Source organism: Pseudoxanthomonas sp. SGT-18, from assembly GCF_003931645.1.
Classification (GTDB): domain Bacteria; phylum Pseudomonadota; class Gammaproteobacteria; order Xanthomonadales; family Xanthomonadaceae; genus Pseudoxanthomonas.
In genome coordinates this window covers 38,717-53,749 of sequence record NZ_RRYJ01000008.1, presented here as the reverse complement: position 1 = coordinate 53,749, position 15,033 = coordinate 38,717, and the positions used below count along the sequence as shown (strand labels likewise).

18 protein-coding genes are annotated in these 15,033 nt (G+C 73.5%); 13 read left to right on the top strand and 5 right to left on the bottom strand.

Annotated elements, in window-relative coordinates; translation table 11 throughout:
- Position 1 precedes the first annotated feature (1 nt).
- The 6 genes from EIM47_RS11605 to EIM47_RS11580 all read left to right on the top strand — a co-directional run bounded on the left by EIM47_RS11605 (position 2) and on the right by EIM47_RS11580 (position 5,048).
- Positions 2-1,099, top strand: a complete 1,098-nt coding sequence (locus tag EIM47_RS11605) for a dipeptide epimerase (protein WP_125076978.1) — start codon at positions 2-4, stop codon at positions 1,097-1,099.
- A gap of 44 nt (positions 1,100-1,143) precedes the next feature.
- Positions 1,144-1,989 carry a MurR/RpiR family transcriptional regulator gene (locus tag EIM47_RS11600; protein WP_026010208.1) on the top strand — a complete coding sequence of 282 codons (846 nt, stop codon included), beginning with the start codon at positions 1,144-1,146 and terminating at the stop codon, positions 1,987-1,989.
- A gap of 3 nt (positions 1,990-1,992) precedes the next feature.
- The gene (locus EIM47_RS11595; RefSeq protein WP_019397215.1) at positions 1,993-2,802 is read left to right on the top strand and encodes a L,D-transpeptidase family protein; all 810 of its coding nucleotides are present in this window, start codon (positions 1,993-1,995) and stop codon (positions 2,800-2,802) included.
- Positions 2,799-4,070: a dicarboxylate/amino acid:cation symporter gene (locus tag EIM47_RS11590; protein ID WP_125076977.1), complete on the top strand. Its 1,272-nt coding sequence runs from the start codon at positions 2,799-2,801 to the stop codon at positions 4,068-4,070. The genes EIM47_RS11595 and EIM47_RS11590 overlap by 4 nt, the downstream gene beginning before the upstream one ends.
- A gap of 79 nt (positions 4,071-4,149) precedes the next feature.
- Positions 4,150-4,647: a hypothetical protein gene (locus tag EIM47_RS11585; RefSeq protein WP_019397213.1), complete on the top strand. Its 498-nt coding sequence runs from the start codon at positions 4,150-4,152 to the stop codon at positions 4,645-4,647.
- 89 nt (positions 4,648-4,736) lie between these two features.
- Positions 4,737-5,048, top strand: a complete 312-nt coding sequence (locus EIM47_RS11580) for a hypothetical protein (protein WP_019397212.1) — start codon at positions 4,737-4,739, stop codon at positions 5,046-5,048.
- Positions 5,049-5,116: 68 nt separating this feature from the next.
- On the opposite strand, the gene EIM47_RS11575 is transcribed toward EIM47_RS11580, so the two are convergent.
- Positions 5,117-7,312: a glycoside hydrolase family 3 N-terminal domain-containing protein gene (locus EIM47_RS11575; protein WP_125076976.1), complete on the bottom strand. Its 2,196-nt coding sequence runs from the start codon at positions 7,310-7,312 to the stop codon at positions 5,117-5,119.
- A gap of 170 nt (positions 7,313-7,482) precedes the next feature.
- Entirely contained in the window at positions 7,483-7,833 is a 351-nt protein-coding gene (locus tag EIM47_RS11570; protein ID WP_019397210.1) for a BON domain-containing protein, read from the bottom strand.
- A gap of 162 nt (positions 7,834-7,995) precedes the next feature.
- On the opposite strand from EIM47_RS11570, the gene EIM47_RS11565 reads away from it, so the two are divergent.
- Entirely contained in the window at positions 7,996-9,054 is a 1,059-nt protein-coding gene (locus EIM47_RS11565; protein ID WP_019397209.1) for an oxidoreductase, read from the top strand.
- A gap of 7 nt (positions 9,055-9,061) precedes the next feature.
- Here EIM47_RS11565 and gnd read toward each other — a convergent pair whose 3' ends face one another.
- Entirely contained in the window at positions 9,062-9,961 is a 900-nt protein-coding gene (gnd, locus tag EIM47_RS11560) for a phosphogluconate dehydrogenase (NAD(+)-dependent, decarboxylating) (RefSeq protein WP_019397208.1), read from the bottom strand.
- Between the two features lie 190 nt (positions 9,962-10,151).
- On the opposite strand from gnd, the gene EIM47_RS11555 reads away from it, so the two are divergent.
- Positions 10,152-11,576, top strand: coding sequence for a GGDEF domain-containing protein (locus EIM47_RS11555; protein ID WP_240626223.1), 1,425 nt, complete (start codon positions 10,152-10,154; stop codon positions 11,574-11,576).
- A 4-nt stretch (positions 11,577-11,580) separates the two neighbouring features.
- On the opposite strand, the gene EIM47_RS11550 is transcribed toward EIM47_RS11555, so the two are convergent.
- A complete protein-coding gene (locus EIM47_RS11550) occupies positions 11,581-11,925 on the bottom strand; it encodes a cupin domain-containing protein (protein WP_125076974.1) in 345 nt (114 codons plus the stop codon).
- A gap of 128 nt (positions 11,926-12,053) precedes the next feature.
- On the opposite strand from EIM47_RS11550, the gene EIM47_RS11545 reads away from it, so the two are divergent.
- The 5 genes from EIM47_RS11545 (at position 12,054) to EIM47_RS11525 (ending at position 14,664) form a co-directional block, all read left to right on the top strand.
- Positions 12,054-12,875, top strand: a complete 822-nt coding sequence (locus EIM47_RS11545; RefSeq protein WP_125076973.1) for a transglutaminase family protein — start codon at positions 12,054-12,056, stop codon at positions 12,873-12,875.
- Positions 12,876-12,966: 91 nt separating this feature from the next.
- Positions 12,967-13,353 (top strand): hypothetical protein, encoded by a 387-nt coding sequence (locus EIM47_RS11540; protein ID WP_164514597.1) that lies wholly within the window; start codon positions 12,967-12,969, stop codon positions 13,351-13,353.
- 14 nt (positions 13,354-13,367) lie between these two features.
- On the top strand, positions 13,368-13,574 hold the full coding sequence (locus EIM47_RS11535) for a hypothetical protein (RefSeq protein WP_019397203.1): 207 nt from the start codon (positions 13,368-13,370) through the stop codon (positions 13,572-13,574).
- A gap of 29 nt (positions 13,575-13,603) precedes the next feature.
- Positions 13,604-14,038, top strand: coding sequence for a VOC family protein (locus EIM47_RS11530; RefSeq protein WP_125076971.1), 435 nt, complete (start codon positions 13,604-13,606; stop codon positions 14,036-14,038).
- Positions 14,039-14,079: 41 nt separating this feature from the next.
- Entirely contained in the window at positions 14,080-14,664 is a 585-nt protein-coding gene (locus EIM47_RS11525) for a hypothetical protein (protein WP_028915498.1), read from the top strand.
- Here the strand turns inward: EIM47_RS11525 and EIM47_RS11520 are convergent.
- The gene (locus EIM47_RS11520; RefSeq protein ID WP_125076970.1) at positions 14,661-15,017 is read right to left on the bottom strand and encodes a hypothetical protein; all 357 of its coding nucleotides are present in this window, start codon (positions 15,015-15,017) and stop codon (positions 14,661-14,663) included. The genes EIM47_RS11525 and EIM47_RS11520 overlap by 4 nt on opposite strands.
- Between the last annotated feature and the right edge of the window lie 16 nt (positions 15,018-15,033).

The window sequence follows — 15,033 nt, the reverse complement described above, 5'->3', positions numbered from 1 at the left end:
AGTGAAGATCACCGACATCGAACTGCGCATGCTGCGCGTGCCGCTGAAGACCCCGTTCAAGACCGCGCTGCGCACGGTCGACACGGTCGAGGACATCGTGGTGCTGGTGCGCACCGACACCGGCCATACCGGCCACGGCGAGGCGCCGGCCACCGCGGTGATCACCGGCGACACCCACGGCTCGATCGCCGAGGCGATCGAGCGCTTCATCAAGCCGCGCCTGATCGGCCAGGAGATCGCCAACCTCAACCGCATCTGCGGCCTGATCCAGGGCGCGCTGGAGCGCAACACCAGCGCCAAGGCGGCGGTGGAGATCGCGGTCTACGACCTGTGGGCGCAGCTGTACGACGCGCCGCTGTACAAGATGCTCGGCGGCGGCGACCCGGTGATCACCACCGACATCACCATTTCGGTGGACCACATCGACAAGATGGTGGCCGACTCGATCTCGGCGGTGGAGCGCGGCTTCGACTCGCTGAAGATCAAGGTGGGCAAGGACATCGGCCTGGACATCGAGCGGGTCAAGGCGATCCACGCCGCGGTCGAGGGCCGCGCCCTGCTGCGCCTGGACGCCAACCAGGGCTGGACCCCGAAGCAGGCGGTCTACGCCATGCGCGCGCTGGAGGACGCCGGCGTGCTGCTGGAGCTGCTGGAGCAGCCGGTCAAGGCCGCCGACATCGAGGGCCTGAAGTACGTCACCGAGCGCGTGCACACCCCGGTGATGGCCGACGAGAGCGTGTTCGGCCCGGACCAGGTGTTCGACCTGATCCAGCGCCGCGCCGCGGACATCATCAACATCAAGCTGATGAAGACCGGCGGCCTGTCCAACGCCATCCGCATCGCCGACATCGCCTCCATCTACGGGGTGCAGTGCATGATCGGCTGCATGATCGAGTCGGCCATCTCGGTGGCCGCGGCGGTGCACCTGGCGGTGGCCAAGGCCGACGCGATCAGCAAGGTCGACCTGGACGGCCCCTCGCTGGGCCAGTTCAACCCGGTCGAGGGCGGGGTCATCTTCAACGAGTCGGAGATCAGCATCACCGAGGCGCCGGGCCTGGGCATCCGCCAGATCCGCGGCCTGGAGCCGCTGGCGCGCTGAGCGCCGGTTGCCACGTGCCGGCACTCCGGATGAAGATCGCCGCCATGCCGCCCCTGGTAAAGATCCGTTCCGAACGCGACCAGATGTCGGCGATCGAGCGCCGCATCGCGGACTTCATCCTCGACAACGCCCACCTGCTGCGTGACTACTCCTCGCAGCAGCTGGCCAGCGCCCTGGGCGTGAGCCAGTCCTCGGTGGTCAAGTTCAGCCAGAAGCTCGGCTTCCGCGGCTACCCGGACCTGAAGTTCAGCATCGGCCAGGCGCTGGCGCGCAACGGTGGCGACGCCCCGGCCGGGGTCCCGGAGGAGCCCGGCGATGCCTACGCGCGGCTGGAGGAAACCCTGCGCCGCTCCAAGGCCGCGGCCGAGGAGGAGACCCGCCTGATCAACCCGCGCGAGCGGATCGAGGCCATCGTCGGCATGCTCGACGGCGCCGGCAAGGTGTTCGTCTGTGGCCTCGGCGACGACGGCCTGTTCGCCCGCGAGTTCGCCATGCGCCTGTCGCTGCTGGGGGTGCTGGTGGTGCACCACGCCGACCCGATCCTGATGATGGCCAACATCTCCGCGGCCCGCCCCGGCGACGTGCTGCTGCTGTTCTCCGAGTTCGGCCAGCTGGCGCCGCTGCACCAGCTCAGCCGCCAGTTCCAGGCCTGCGAGGGCAAGGTGGTGTCGATCACCCGGCACACCGCCAACCCGCTGCGCGCCCAGGCCGACGCCGCCCTGGTGGTGTCCGCGCACGACCCGGCGCCGCACGTGGCCCAGCTGCTGTACCGCTCCTCGCTGCAATACCTGCTCGACTTCCTGTTCGTGCTGCTGTGCCAGGCCAACCCGGACCGGCACCGCCAGCTCAACATCAACCTCGAACGCATCCAGCACCTGATCGAGAGCTGAGCCATGGCCCCGCATCCCGGCACCCACCGCCTGCCCCCGTCGCTGCGCCTGCTGGCGGCCCTGGCCCTGCTGCTGGTGGCCGCGACCGTGCTGGCGGCGCTGCCCGGCGCCGGCGAGCCCGCGCCGCGCCAGCTGGTGGTGGTGACCACCGCCGGCTGGGACGCCGCCACCGGCACCCTGCGCTACTACGAACGCGAAGGCGCGCAATCGCCCTGGCGCGAGGCCGGCCACTTCGCGGTGGCCATCGGCCGCAATGGCGCGGCCTGGGGCCAGGGCCTGCACCCGGCCGCCGACCAGGGCCAAGGCCCGGCCAAACGCGAGGGCGACGGCCGCAGCCCGGCCGGCGTGTTCGCGCTGGGAAGCGCGTTCGGCTACCTGCCGGCCGGCGAGGTCGCCACCGCCCTGCCCTACCGGCAGATGGATGCCAGCCACTGGTGCATGGACGTGCCGGAGTCGCCGCACTACAACCGCATCGTCGACGCCCGCGAGGTCGGCGAGGCCGCGGTGGCCGGCTCCAGCGAGCCGATGCGCCTGGACCTGCACCACGACGGCGACCCGCGCTACCGCCTGGGCCTGGTGATCGCGCACAACCCGGACAACGCGCCCGGTGCCGGCAGCTGCATCTTCGCCCACCTCTGGCGCCAGCCCGGCGAAGCCACCGCCGGCTGCACCGCGATGGCCGAGGCCGACATGCGCCGCCTGCTGGCCTGGCTGGATCCGGCGGCGCAGCCGCGCTTGGTGCTGCTGCCGCGCGCCGAGTACGCGCGCCTGGCGCCGCGCTGGGGCCTGCCGGCCGCGGGGTCGGCGCGATGAGGTGGCCGGGCGCCACCGCGCGGGTGCTGCTGGCGCTGGCCGCCGGCGCCATCGCCGGCCTGGTCCTTGCCGCGACCAGCGCGGCGGCGGCCGCCACCGCCGCCGCCATCGCCCAGCCGATCGGCCGGCTGTGGCTCAGCGCCCTGCAGATGACCGTGGTGCCGCTGGTGCTGTCGCTGGTGATCCTGGGCGTGGCCAACGCCGCCAACGCCGCCGCCTCCGGGCGCGTGGCGCGGCGCGCGATGGTGGTGTTCATCGTCCTGCTGTCGCTGTTCTCCGGCTACGCCGCGCTGGCCGCGCCGGCGGTGCTGGCCTGGGTCGCGCCCGACCCGCAGCTGGCCGCCACCCTGCAGGGCAGCGCCGCCGCGGTCGAGGCCGGCACCGCGCCCACGCTGGCGCAGTGGATCGGCAACGTGATCCCGTCCAACGCGATCATGGCCGCGGCCCAGGGCGCGATGCTGCCGCTGGTGGTGTTCGCGCTGTTCTTCGGCTTCGCCCTCACCCGCATCGCCGCCGAGCGCCGCGCCCAGGTGACCGGCCTGTGCCAGGCCATCGCCGACACCATGATCGTGATCGTGCACTGGGTGCTGCTGGCCGCGCCGCTGGGCGTGTTCGCGCTGATGCTGGCGGTGTGCGCGCAGGCGGGCCTGGGCGTGGTCGGCGCGCTGGCCGGCTACATCGGCCTGCAGTGCGGGCTGTACCTCGGCGCGACCGCGATCTGCTACCTGCTGGTGGCACTGTTCGCCGGCCGCTCGCCGCTGGCCTTCGCCAGGGCCGCGCTGCCGGTGCAGGTGGTGGCCGCCAGCACCCAGTCCTCGCTGGCGACGCTGCCGGCGATGCTGGAAAGCGCGCGCGAGCGCCTGCACATCCCGCGCGCGGTCGCCGGCCTGGTGTTGCCGATGGCGGTGACCCTGTTCCGCATCACCAGTCCCATCCAGTACGTCACCGCGGCGTGCTTCGTGGCCTGGGCCTACGGCATCGAGCTGACCCCGCTGCAGCTGGCCGCCGGCGCCGCGCTGGCGGTGGTGATAAGCCTGGGCTCGGTCGGCCTGCCCGGCCAGGTCAGCTTCATGGCCACGGTGTTGCCGGTGACCCAGTCCATGGGCCTGCCGGTGGAACCGCTGGGCCTGCTGCTGGCGGTGGACACCATCCCCGACGTGTTCGCCACCACCGGCAACGTCACCGGAGACCTGGCCGCGGCGGGCATCGTCTCGCGGCACAGCCCGGACGCCGCCGACGCCGACGCGGAGCCGCAGGACGCCGCCTGAACGCGCGCGGCGCCCGCTCACGCAGGTGTCACCGCGCGCGCTCCACATTCCCCTGCATCCGAAGCAGGAGGACACCGCGATGAAGCAGCGGCGCATCTACACCACCCCCGACCTGGCCACGGCGCAGGCCGCGCTGGGCGCCGCCCACGACGCCGGGATCGAGCGCGACTGCCTGTCGCTGATCGCGCGCGCGGACATCGAGATGGATTCGGTGCCGGACGACCTGCGCGAGGCGCACACCGACATGGTTCCCGCGGCGCTGCGCGGTGCCGCCGGCGGCGGCGCGATCGGGCTGGTCGCGGGCCTGGTCGCGGTGGCGGTGCCGCCGCTGGGCATCACCCTGGCCGGCGCGGCGCTGATGACCGGCGTCGGCGCCGCGGTCGGCAGCTGGTCGTCGGCGCTGATGGGCGCGACCGTGCAGGATCCGGTGCGGCGCAAGTTCGAGGAGGCGATCGAGGACGGGCAGGTGCTGCTGGTGGTCGACGGCGACGAGCAGGAGCTGGCGGTGGCCGACGCGGCCATCGTGCGCACCGGCGCCATCCTGCTGCCGTACGAGGCCAGCAGCGCGGCCAGCTGAATGCCTAACACCGCGCTCACCCGCCGGATCGGCCTGTTTAACGCCGCCCCCGATAGCGTGGCGTTCCACCCACCGCAGAGGAGACGCCGATGAGCACGCCCGGCTACCAGGTGCCCGGCCGCACGGCCACCGAGCAGTTCCCCGACTCCGGTTACTGGAACCAGCAGTACCGCAGCGAGCCCTATTACATGGAAGGCGATACCTACGACGACTACGCCGCCGCGTACGAGACCGGCTATGCCTTCCGCCAACGCGACCCGGCCGCCGAGTTCGCCGCCGCCGAGGAGCAGCTGCGGCGCGAATGGGAAACCCGCAAGGGCAAGTCGCGGCTGGACTGGACCCGCGCGCGCCAGGCGGTGCTGCGTGCCTGGGAACGCGGCGCCGATCCGCACGGCATGTAGTCTTCGCGGCGCCTGCCCGATACCTCGTCCAGGGACGCCATGCCGGCCACCGGCGTGGCGTCCGCGCGTCAGCCCTGCGGCGGCAGCAGTTCGAACGCGGCAGGTTCGCCGGCCACCGCCGAAGGCGCGATCCAGGCGTCGAACCAGCCCGGCTCGGCACCCTGCGTGCCGTCGGCGCGGGTGAATGCCAGGTCCGCGCGCGACAGCCGGAATTCCACCTCGCGTGCTTCGCCCGGCTGCAGCGCCAGCTTCGCGAAACCCTTCAGTTCCCGCACCGGGCGCACGCGGCTGGCGACGCGGTCGTGCACGTACAGCTGCACCACCTCCTCGACCGCGCGCGTGCCGCTGTTGCGCACCGTCGCGCGCAACACCGCCTCGCCGTCCCAGGCCACCGCGGGGGATTCCACCGTGGTCGGCCCGTACTCGACCTGGCCGTAGGTCAGGCCATGGCCGAAGGGATAAAGCGCCTGGTGCGGGTGCTCGCGCCAGCGCGCCTTGAACTCCTTCATGTCCGGCAGTTCCGGACGGCCGGTGCGCGGGTGGTTGTAGAAGTACGGCTGCTGCCCCGAATCGTGCGGGAAACTCACCGGCAGGCGCCCGGAAGGGCCGTAGTCGCCGAACAGCACGTCGGCCACCGCGTGCCCGGTCTGGCTGCCCAGGAACCAGGTGACCAGGATCGCCTGCGCGTCGCGCACCGCGCCCTGCAGCGCCAGCGCGCGGCCGTTGCGCAGCAGCACCACCACCGGCGTGCCGGTGGCCGCCACCGCCTCGGCCAGCGCCTGCTGCGCCGGCGGCAGCACGATCTGGGTGCGCGACTGCGCCTCGCCGCTGTAGCGCTGCGGCTCGCCCACCGCCAGCACGACCACGTCGGCCTCGCGCGCGGCCGCGACCGCGGCCTCGATGCCGCCCTGCAATGGCGCCTCCAGCCCGCAGCCATCCACCACCCGCAGGCGCGCGCCGCCGTCCGGCAGCGCCGCGCGCAGGCCGGCTTCCAGGCTGACGTAGCGGCTGCGGTCGCCGAACAGGGTCCAGCAGCCTTCGATGTTGTCCAGGTCGCGCGCGAACGGGCCGATGAGGGCGATGCGCGCGTCGCGGCGCAACGGCAGCAGCCCGCCCTCGTTCTTCAGCAGCACCATCGAGCGGCGCGCGGCATCGCGGGCCAGGGCCTCGTGCGCCTCGCGCCAGGAGGCATCGGCCTCGCGCGCCGGGTCCAGCGAACGGTAGGGGTCGTCGAACAGGCCGATTGCCGCCTTCAGCGACAGCACCCGGCGCACCGCCGCGTCCAGCTTCTCCATCGGGATGCGGCCCGATTCCACCAGCGCCGGCAGGTGCGCGGCGTAGAAGCCGCTCTGCATGCTCAGGTCCATGCCGGCGGAGAACGCCAGCTCGGTGGCGTGGCGCTCGTCGGCGGCATAGCCGTGCGCGATCAGCTCCATGTCGGCGGTGTAGTCGGACACAACCACGCCGGCGAACGCCCATTCCCCGCGCAGCACTCCGGTCAGCAGCGCGTGGTTGGCGCTGGCCGGGATACCGTTGATGTCGTTGAAGGCGGTCATCACCGCCAGCGCGCCGGCGTCGACCGCTGCCTTGAACGGCGGCAGGTGGACGTCGCGCAGGGTGCCTTCGGCGATCTCGACGAAGTTGTAGTCCAGGCCCGCGCTCACCGCACCGTAGGCCACGAAGTGCTTGGCCGTGGCCAGCAACGAATCGTGCGCGCGCAGGTCCGGGCCCTGGAAACCGCGCACGCGCGCGGCGGCGAAGCGGCAGCCCAGGTACACGTCCTCGCCGGCGCCCTCGGCGCCGCGGCCCCAGCGCTGGTCGCGGGCGATGTCCACCGCCGGCGCGTAGGTCCAGTGGATGCCGGCGGCGGTGGCCTCGATGGCGGTGGCGCGGGCGGTACGCTCGGCCAGGTCCGGCTCGAAGCTGGCGGCCTCGCCCAGCGGGATCGGGAACACGGTGCGCATGCCGTGGATCACGTCCGCGGCCAGCAGCACCGGTATACCCAGCCGGCTCTCCTCCACCGCCACGCGCTGGATCTCGCGCCCGGCCTCGGCGCCGACGCCGTTGAACAGGGTGCCGACGCGGCCGGCGCGCACCTGCTCCAGCACTTCGGCGGCATTGCGCACGTTGGTCTCGGGATTCACGTCCGGCGCGAAGGGGCGGACCATGTCGGCGAACACGCCGAGCTGGCCTGCCTTTTCCTCCAGCGTCATGCGCGGGATCAGGGATTCGACCCGCGGGTCGGCGGGAAGGGTGGTCGGCATCGGTGCGGGCAGTGCGGGGGTGCGGCGATTCTAGCGGAGCGGCCACCGCGGCCCCTTGACGCCCGCTGTCCGCGGCACGCGCCGTGCCGCGGACAAAAGAAGGGCGCGGGGCCGTGGCCCCGCGCCGCGGCGGCAACCCGTGACGGGTGCCGCAAAAAACAGCAGGCCGATCAACGCGAGGCCTGGGCGTCGACCTTCAGGCGGCTGGTGTCGACCTTGGCCACGCCGTCGATCTCGCCGGCGATGCGCTTGGCCTCGTCGGCCTGGGCCTGGCTGCCGACGGTGCCGGTCAGGTAGACCACGCCGTCGACGGTGTCGACCTCGATCTTGGTGCCGGACACGTCGCTGTCGGCCAGCAGGCTGGACTTGACCTTGGTGGTGATCCAGGTGTCGGACACCGGCTGGCTGGAATCGGCGTCGGCGGCCTTCTTCTTCTGCGGATCGTTGTCGCCGGCCATGGCGGCACCGGAGAACAGCAGGGCGGCAAAGGTGGCGGCGAGCACGGTGGCGTTCTTGCGCATGGGTCTGGCTCCTTGGCGAATGGGCGGCCAGTCTCCGCCAGGGCAGCGTCCAGCACGGGTGAACCGCGCGCGATGGATTCGTGATTGGTTCAAGCGCCTGAACCAGTTGCGATGGCGGCCATGCGCACGTCTAATCGGCGCATTGCCGCTGGAATCGCTTCCATGAGCCCGGATGTCCTGAACGTCGCCCTGGTCGGCTACGGACTGGCTGGCCGCGTGTTCCACGCGCCGCTGGTCGCGGCCACGCCCGGATTGCGCCTGCACAGCGTGGTGTCCAGTCGCACCGCGGAGATTGCCGCCGACCATCCGCAGGCGCGGGTTTGCGCGCAGGTGGCCGAAGTGCTGGAGGACCAGGCCGTGGACCTGGTGGTGGTGGCCACGCCCAACGACAGCCACGCGCCGATCGCGCGCGCCGCACTGCAGGCGGGCAAGCATGTGGTGGTGGACAAGCCGTTCGCCCTGCACCTGGACGAGGCCCGCGCGGTGGCGGAAGCGGCACGCCAGGCCGGCAAGGTGCTGTCGGTGTTCCACAACCGGCGCTGGGACGCGGACTTCCTCACCCTGCGCGCCCTGCTCGACGCCGGCGCGCTGGGCGAGGTGGCCGAGCTGCACTCGCACTTCGACCGCTTCCGCCCGCAGGTGCCGGACCGCTGGCGCGACCGCGCCGGCCCCGGCGCCGGACTGTGGTACGACCTCGGCCCGCACCTGGCCGACCAGGCGCTGCAGCTGTTCGGCCCGCCGCTGGCGGTGACCGCCGACCTGGGCATGCAGCGCCACGGCGCCACCGCGGTGGACTACTTCCACGTACAGCTGCGCTATCCACGCCTGCGGGTGCTGCTGCATGGCGGCTCGCTGGTGCCCGGCCACGGCCTGCGCTTCGCCGTGCACGGCAGCGCCGGCAGCTGGATCAAGCACGGCCTGGATCCGCAGGAGGACGCATTGCGCGCCGGCCTGCGTCCCAGCCACGGCGGGTGGGGACGCGACCCACGCCCGGGCAGCCTGCTGCGGGTGGGCGCCGACGGCTCGGTCGCCGAGGACGCGGCCGCGCCGGCGCTGCCCGGCAACTGGCCGGCGTACTACGCCGGCGTGCGCGACGCCATCCTGCACGGCGGCCTGCCGCCGGTGACTGCCGAGAGCGCGCTGCTGGCGATGGCGCTGATCGAGGCGGCGCAACGCAGCGATGCCGGCCGCCGCGAGGTGGCCTTCGAATACTCCGGCTGAGCGCGGCTCAGCCCGGGCGGATGCCGTGCCCGCCGAAGCCCTGGCGCAACGCCGCCAGCAGCTTGTCGGCGTAGGAATCGTTCTCGCGCGAGCGCAGCCGCTCCAGCAGCGACAGGGTGATCACCGGCGCCGACACGTCCAGGTCGATCGCCTCGGCCACGGTCCAGCGCCCTTCGCCCGAATCGGACACGTAGGGGGCGATGCCCTCCAGGGTCGGGTTGCGCTCCAGCGCATCGGTCGCCAGGTCCAGCAGCCAGGAACGCACCACGCTGCCGTGCTGCCAGATCCTGGCGACCTGGGCCAGGTCCAGCGCCATCGATTCCTTGCGCTGCATGATGGCGAAGCCTTCGGCGTAGGCCTGCATCATCCCGTACTCGATGCCGTTGTGGACCATCTTGGTGAAGTGTCCCGCGCCGCTGGGCCCGACGTGGCCCCAGCCGCGGTCCGGCGCCGGCGCCAGGGTCTCCAGCACCGGCCGCAGCAGCGCCACCGCCTCGGCCTCGCCCCCGACCATCAGGCTGTAGCCTTCCTGCAGGCCCCACACGCCGCCGCTGGTGCCGCAGTCCAGGAAATGCACGCCGGCGTCGCGGCAGCGCGCGGCACGGCGCTCGCTGTCGCGGTAGTTGGAGTTGCCGCCGTCGACCACCACGTCGCCCGGCTGCAGCAGCGGCAGCAGGCGGTCAAGCGTGGAGTCGACCGGGGCGCCGGCCGGCACCATCAGCCACACCGCGCGCGGGGCCGGCAGCGCCTCGACCAGGGCCTGCAGCGATTCGACGGTTTCCAGTTCCGGCGCCGCGCCGCGGGCGGTGGCGCCGGGGTCGTAGCCGACCACCCGGTGGCCACCACGGGCCAGGCGCAGGGCCATGTTGCCGCCCATCCTGCCAAGTCCGACCATGCCGATATCCATGGGTTCTCCTGTCGTGGGTAGGGGCGTCAAGCCTCGCACAACCGGCGCCAGCGCCCGTGGAAAGGTCCGTCCCGGGCTAAACCCCGGCCGCCGGCGGCCGCTAACGAGGCGTTCCTCCAGCCAGGTTCCGCGCCCGAGAGCCATGCGCATGTCCCTCCGAGACCGCGGAGCCGCCAGCGGCCAGTCCGCAGTGCGCTCCGTCCCCAGCGACGGCGTCGTCCCCGACGCCGGCAACGTGCTGCCCGTGTTCGCGCGCGGCATGGCCACGCTGCCGGGCGAGCTGGGCGACCTCGGCCGGCGCCTGGCCTCGGCTACCGATGCCGCCGACTGGGCCACCGCCGCGCGCGTGCTGCGTCAGTTCCTGGACAAGTACCTGCGCGACTTCGCCGCCGCCCTGGATGCGCCGGCCGCGGCCGAGGCCGAGCAGCTGCGGGACCTGCTGCGGCAGGCGGTGGGCGTGGCCCTGGCCTCGCTGCTGCGGCCGCTGCCGGCCCTGGCCGACGAGTCGACGGCCCTGGCCGGCGACCTCAAGCGCTGGTCGCCCGGCGCGGACCTGTCGCCGCTGGCGACCCGGGTGCGCGAGCTGTGCCACCAGGTCGGCGTGCACGCCGGCGAGGCCGCCGAACAGCAGCGCCTGCTGCTGGAACTGTTCGATCTGCTGCTGGAAAACCTGTTCGAACTGCTGGACGACGGCAGCTGGTTGCGCGGCCAGGTCGCCGCGGTGCGCCGCCTGCTGGGCCAGGACCCGGACCTGCAGACCCTGGAAGCCACCCGCCAGGGCCTGCGCGAGCTGGCCTACCAGCAGGGCCTGCTGCGCCAGGGCATCGAACAGTCCAAGGACGCGATGCGGGTGATGATGGTGTCCTTCGTCGAGAGCCTGGACGGCATGGCCGCCCGCGCCGGCGAGTACCAGGACCGGTTGCAGGCGCACCTGGCGGCGATCCGCGAGGCGCGCACCATCGCCGACCTCGGCCACCGCCTGGAGGACGTGCTCGACGACACCCGCCGCCTGCAGGAACAGGCGCTGCGCTCGCACGAGCAGTTGCAGGCCGCGCGCGCGGACGTGGAGGCGGCCGAGGCGCGCGTGCGCGAGCTGGAAGCGCAGCTGCGCGACATCGGCGAACTGGCCAGCCGCGACCCGCTGACCGGCGCGCTCAACCGCCGCGGCCTGGAGGAGCAGTACCCGCAGCTGCTGGCGCGGGCCGAGCGCGAGGGTTGGCCGCTGGCGGTGGCGGTGCTGGACCTGGACGAGTTCCGCCGGCTCAACGGCAGCTTCGGCCATGCCGGCGGCGATGCCGCCCTGCGCCACGTGGTGCAGGTGCTGGGCGAAGGCCTGCGCAAGGACGACCTGCTGGCCCGCTACGGCGGCGAGGAATTCGTGGTCGTGCTGCCGCGCACCACCCTCGAGGAGGCCGCCGCGCTGCTGCAGCGCCTGCAGCGCACCCTGGCGGCGCGCCCGCTGCTGCACGAGGGCCGGCGCATCGAGGTGCGCTTCAGCGCCGGCGTGGCCGTGCGCCAGCTGGGCGAGGACCGCGAGCACCTGCTCAACCGCGCCGACCGCGCCATGTACCGGGCCAAGCAGGACGGCCGCAACCGCGTGGTCGCGGTGCACTGACGGCTCAGCGCGGGCGTCCGGCCGGGCGCTCGTTGCCGGCGCCGGTGTACGCCGGCGGCGCGTAGAAGTTCACCGTGCGCAACGGGGTGCGGCCGGTATTGAGGATCTCGTGCTCCTCGCCGCGCTCAACCAGCAGCAGGCTGCCGGGCGCCAGCCGCTGCCGGCGCCCGGCGACGATCGCCACGCCATTGCCGGAAACCACGTAAAGCCACTGGTCGGCGCCGCGGTGGCGATTGCCCTCCCCGCCCTCGCTGGCGCCCGGCGCCAGCACCATCTGCGCCGCCTGCACCCGACGGTGTTCGAACAGCACGCGGAAACCGCGGCCGAAGCGTAGTCGCTGGTGGCGCATGGGAACTCCTGGCGAAGATCCGGCGACCTTGGCGCGGCGGGCGTGAAGCGGCCGTCACCCGCGCCGCTTCACGCGCCCTTGCGCGCGCGCCCGGCCCAATGGCACCACTTCCCCCTCGGGCCGCCCCGATGCCATTCCGGCTGGGTTTCCGCATCGCCTACCGCTTCGCCCAGTCCACCCCCATGGTGGCGATGCTCGACGTGGCCGACAGCGAGGCCCACCGCCTGCTGTCCGGGCCGACGGCATGGACTTCGCCGCAGGTGCCGCTGCACCGCTACCGCGACCGCTTCGGCAATACCTGCACCCGGCTGCTGGCGCCGGCCGGGCTGCTGGTGCTGCGCGGCGAGGCGTTGGTGCGCGACGGCAGCTTCCGCCCGGCGGTGGCGCCGGCGCCGGAGGACCTGGGGCCGTTCCTGCAGCCCAGCCGCCACTGCGAGGTACGCCCGTTGCTGCGCCATGCCCAGGCCCGCTTCGGCGACCTGCCCTCGGACCGGGTGCGGGTGCAGGCGATCTGCGCGCACGTGGCGCGCTCGATCGAGTACGTCCCGGAGACCGCCGCCTGCACCCGCGGCGCGCTGCGCGCCCTGCAGGACGGCCAGGGCCTGTGCCGCGACTTCGCCCACGTGGCCATCGCCCTGTGCCGCGGCGTGGGCGTGCCGGCGCGCTACTGCACCGGCTATCCGCCGCCTGGCACCACCCCGGAACCGCGCTTTCCCGCCTGGATCGAGGCCTGGTTCGACGGCCGCTGGCATGCGTTCGATCCGCGCACCGGCGGCGCCTGCCCGGCACGGGTGCCGGTGGCGCGTGGCCGCGATGCCGCCGACGTGGCCACCAGCTGCACCTTCGGCCTGTGCGAGCCGGAAAGCGTGGAGGTCTGGGCGCTGGAAGAGGCCGCGGCCGCGGCGGCAGCGGCCGGCATCGACGTGGCCGCCCTGGCGCTGGCGTCCTGAGGCCGGCCTTCACGTTTCCTCGCCCCCGTCTTTACGCCCGGCGTGCGCAGATGGCGGTCCGGCCATGCCGCCCACGCCGCGAGGAACAGCCATGAAAACCCGTTTGCCCGCCATCCTGGCCCTGGCCGGCGTGCTCGGCTGCGGCCCTGCCCTGGCCCAGGACCAGGACGTCGACCCGCCCGCCACCACGGCGCCGCAGGAGGCGCACGCCGGCCACCCGGGGCAGGCCGATGCGCTGCCCGGCACCGACGTCGATGGCGACGGCCGCCTGTCGCTGGCCGAGTTCACCGCCGGCAGCCAGCGCACCGCCGAGGACTTCGCCGCCCACGATGCCGATGGCGACGGCTACGTCACCGCGCAGGAACTGCAGGCCGCGCGCCACCAGCACCTGACCCCCGGCAGCGCGCACGAACACGATGGCAAGCCGCGCCCGGCCGCCGAGCCGCAGCCCGACGCCACGGCCAGCCCGCGCAAGTAGCCCAGGAGATCCGGATGACCCGTCCCTCTGCCCCGCCCGAAACCCACAGCACCCGCGACAAGCGCCCGGCCGCCGACCAGGACAAGCCGAACACCCCGGACCGCTACGCCAACGAAAAGGGCCGGCACAAGGGCCCGGACATGCCCGACACCGATCCGGAGCGCAACCACGCGGTGCCGGAGGACTACGAGCGCATGTCCCCGGACCGTCCGCGCCGCTGAACCGCTGCACCGATCCGCCGGAGCCCGACATGGAGACGATGGAGCTTCACCGTGGCCGCCTGGTCGACCACCTGCAGCGGGTGGTGCGCGACCTGCCCGCCAGCCAGCGTTTCTACACCGCGGTGGCCGGGGCGCTCGGCATTCCCCTCGGCGGCAGCGGCGAAGGCTGGTTCTGGATCGACGAGCTGTTCGTCTCGGCGATCGACAGCGAGGCCGCCGCCGGCGAGCTGACCGGGCGCGTGCACCTGGCCTTCCAGGCCGCCGACCGTGGCGCGGTCGACGCCTTCCATGCCGCGGCGCTGGCGGCCGGCGGCCGCGACAACGGCGCCCCGGGGCTGCGTCCCTACCACCCGGGCTACTACGCGGCCTTCGTGCTTGATCCGGACGGCAACAACATCGAGGCCGTGCATCACGGCCCCGCCGAACGCAGCGCCGCCTCGGTCCGCGTCCGGTTCCGGGAATGAGCGACGCGGCCACCGCCGCACACGCATCAGGGAGGAGTGCAATGAAAGCGCAAACCGCATTGCCGCAGGCGCTGTACCGCACCAACCTGCAACTGCAGGCACGCCTGGCCGCACTGCTGCAGGACACCGCGCGGCAATGGCTGGATTTCTGGCAACGCCTGGTCGAGGAAGGCGTGCTGGAAAGCGATGCCGGACTGCAGGCGCTGGGCAGGCACGACTGGCAGGCGCTGGCCGCGCTGCCGGCCGACGCGTTCTGGCGCCAGGTGCAACAGCGCTTCGGCGACCAGCAGGCCGCGGCCCAGGTCGCGGTGGCGGTGCAGGCCGCGTTCGCCCGCGGCCTGCAGGACGCGATGCGCGACTGGCGCCGCGATACCGCCGCGGCGCTGGACGAGGCCGGGCTCGGCTTCCCGGCCAACAACCCGATGTGGGGCGCGCTGTTCCAGGGCTGGGACGCGATCCCGCCGGGCCTGGTTGCCAGCGCCGCGACTGCCGAGGCCAGCAAGCCCTCCGCGCCCCGGGCACGCGCGCCCAAGCCCGCACCGCGCCCGCGGCCTGCTTCGCCCCGCGGCGCCAAGCCCAGGCGCGCGGGCAAGCCGCGCGCACCGGAAGCGGCGCCGCGACCCTAGCGCCGCGCCAGCACCACGGCCGTGGCAAGCAGCGGCGCCAGCAGTACCCCGGCCATGAACCAGGCCGGCCAGCCGCCGGACTGCCACAGCCCCGCTGCCAGCACCGCGAGCAGTACGCCGAGGAAGGCCAGCGCATGGCTGCGCGGCGCCGCCGGCGCCAGCCAGGCAGCGGCCACGCCGGCCGCAACGCAGGCCAGCGCCAGCCAGGCCAGGTCCCAGGCCAGGCGCGGGGTGCCGCCGGGCGGCAGCCCGGCCAGCGGCGCCAGCGCGCCGCCGGCCAGGTTGAGCGCGACCAGCACCGCGCTGGCCGCGCAGAACGCCAGCACCGAACGCAGCAGCAGGATCACCGCCACGGCGGCCGACGCCGTT

What these genes read in the sequence shown, in the direction of transcription:
- EIM47_RS11595 (WP_019397215.1), top strand. Translation starts at nt 1,993, where the DNA reads ATGGCCCCGCATCCCGGCACCCACCGCCTGCCCCCGTCGCTGCGCCTG.
- EIM47_RS11550 (WP_125076974.1), bottom strand. Translation starts at nt 11,925, where the DNA reads ATGCGCCACCAGCGACTACGCTTCGGCCGCGGTTTCCGCGTGCTGTTC.
- EIM47_RS11525 (WP_028915498.1), top strand. Translation starts at nt 14,080, where the DNA reads ATGAAAGCGCAAACCGCATTGCCGCAGGCGCTGTACCGCACCAACCTG.
- EIM47_RS11570 (WP_019397210.1), bottom strand. Translation starts at nt 7,833, where the DNA reads ATGCGCAAGAACGCCACCGTGCTCGCCGCCACCTTTGCCGCCCTGCTG.
- EIM47_RS11590 (WP_125076977.1), top strand. Translation starts at nt 2,799, where the DNA reads ATGAGGTGGCCGGGCGCCACCGCGCGGGTGCTGCTGGCGCTGGCCGCC.
- EIM47_RS11585 (WP_019397213.1), top strand. Translation starts at nt 4,150, where the DNA reads ATGAAGCAGCGGCGCATCTACACCACCCCCGACCTGGCCACGGCGCAG.
- EIM47_RS11540 (WP_164514597.1), top strand. Translation starts at nt 12,967, where the DNA reads ATGAAAACCCGTTTGCCCGCCATCCTGGCCCTGGCCGGCGTGCTCGGC.
- EIM47_RS11545 (WP_125076973.1), top strand. Translation starts at nt 12,054, where the DNA reads ATGCCATTCCGGCTGGGTTTCCGCATCGCCTACCGCTTCGCCCAGTCC.
- EIM47_RS11580 (WP_019397212.1), top strand. Translation starts at nt 4,737, where the DNA reads ATGAGCACGCCCGGCTACCAGGTGCCCGGCCGCACGGCCACCGAGCAG.
- EIM47_RS11530 (WP_125076971.1), top strand. Translation starts at nt 13,604, where the DNA reads ATGGAGACGATGGAGCTTCACCGTGGCCGCCTGGTCGACCACCTGCAG.
- EIM47_RS11575 (WP_125076976.1), bottom strand. Translation starts at nt 7,312, where the DNA reads ATGCCGACCACCCTTCCCGCCGACCCGCGGGTCGAATCCCTGATCCCG.
- EIM47_RS11565 (WP_019397209.1), top strand. Translation starts at nt 7,996, where the DNA reads ATGAGCCCGGATGTCCTGAACGTCGCCCTGGTCGGCTACGGACTGGCT.
- gnd (WP_019397208.1), bottom strand. Translation starts at nt 9,961, where the DNA reads ATGGATATCGGCATGGTCGGACTTGGCAGGATGGGCGGCAACATGGCC.
- EIM47_RS11600 (WP_026010208.1), top strand. Translation starts at nt 1,144, where the DNA reads ATGCCGCCCCTGGTAAAGATCCGTTCCGAACGCGACCAGATGTCGGCG.
- EIM47_RS11535 (WP_019397203.1), top strand. Translation starts at nt 13,368, where the DNA reads ATGACCCGTCCCTCTGCCCCGCCCGAAACCCACAGCACCCGCGACAAG.